Annotated in this window: 1 protein-coding gene; it reads left to right on the top strand. The window is 42.7% G+C overall.

The genetic code is table 11. The features are described from left to right. On the top strand, nt 1-1,248 hold a 1,248-nt coding region (locus WH5701_RS17345; protein WP_156776478.1), incomplete at both ends, for a methyl-accepting chemotaxis protein.

Raw genomic sequence — 1,248 nt, 5'->3', positions numbered from 1 at the left:
CACAGCTAGAAGCCGTACGTCTTGGGCTGGAAATTGGTTTAAAAGAAGAAAGTTACGAAAGCATAAGAACCGTTTTAAGATGGGCCAGAGAGAATGATAATCTCAGATATATTATAGTAACTGACGATCAGCAAACGGTGGTAGGCTCTAATCCGGAAAATGTGAATTTTGACCTTGAACAGCTGAACAGTTTACCTACGGATATCCTGAAGTCAGACTCTCTTTTTATAAAAAAAGGTAGTTGGTATTCTGAACTTACCGGGGAAGGCGAGATCTATATGGCTTTTGAAACGGAGTATCTTAATGATCTTCAGAGTAGTTTATTTAAAAGCTTACTATGGATCATTGGACTTATTGTGCTGGCTGCTTCCATGATCGCTGTAGTGTTATCAAAGAACATAACACGTCCCTTGGAAGAACTTCAGAAAGTCACCAAAAGAATTGCAGACGATCAACTTGATAAACGGGCTAATCAAAATTACGGAAGTCCTGAGATCCGATTAGTGGCTGAGTCGTTCAATGCCATGATCGAGAGACTGCTGAAGAGTCAGCAGCAGCGGTTGGAGGAACTGAGAAAGTTTAATCAGTCGCTGGAGTCCCGGAATAAAGAGCTTACGGATGCCTTTAAAACGCTGGAAGAACAAAGTGAGATCATCCGAGAGGAGAAAGAGAAATCGGAGAAAGCTTTCGAAGAATTGAAAATTACACAGGTACAACTTGTCCAGTCCGAAAAAATGGCGAGTCTGGGTCAACTTGTAGCGGGCATCGCCCATGAAGTAAATACGCCGGTAGGTGCCATACAAAGTGCCATCAATGAGGTGCAGACAGATTATACCGAAATGCTGAACTATCTCATTAAGATCGGTCACTCTCTGGATGATGAACTCAAAAGAGATTACCAGGATGCCTGTACGGCGATCATTCAGAACAAGAAAGACTACAGTACTTCAGAGACCCGGCAGAGAACCAAGCTGATCAGGGAATTTCTGGATGATAACAGGATCAGGAACGCCAGGTATCACTCTAAAGTGTTGTCACAGGTAGGATTTACAGTAGAACAAAGCGGGTCTGTTTTGAATTTGTTAAGGTCAGAACATTCTGACCGGATCATCGATTCGTTCTATCTGCTGGGAATGAGTCAGATTCATGTGAGAGACATCAAGATCGCTATCTCCAGGATCGGAAATCTTGTAAAAGCACTCCGAAATTACAGCCACCTTGATACCGATACCATAAGTACGACCTCTT

The sequence above is a fragment of the Synechococcus sp. WH 5701 genome (assembly GCF_000153045.1).
In the GTDB taxonomy this organism is placed as follows: domain Bacteria; phylum Cyanobacteriota; class Cyanobacteriia; order PCC-6307; family Cyanobiaceae; genus Regnicoccus_A; species Regnicoccus_A antarcticus.
Note: the sequence above shows the minus strand (reverse complement) of the source record. Positions and strands in the feature narration are given on the sequence as shown.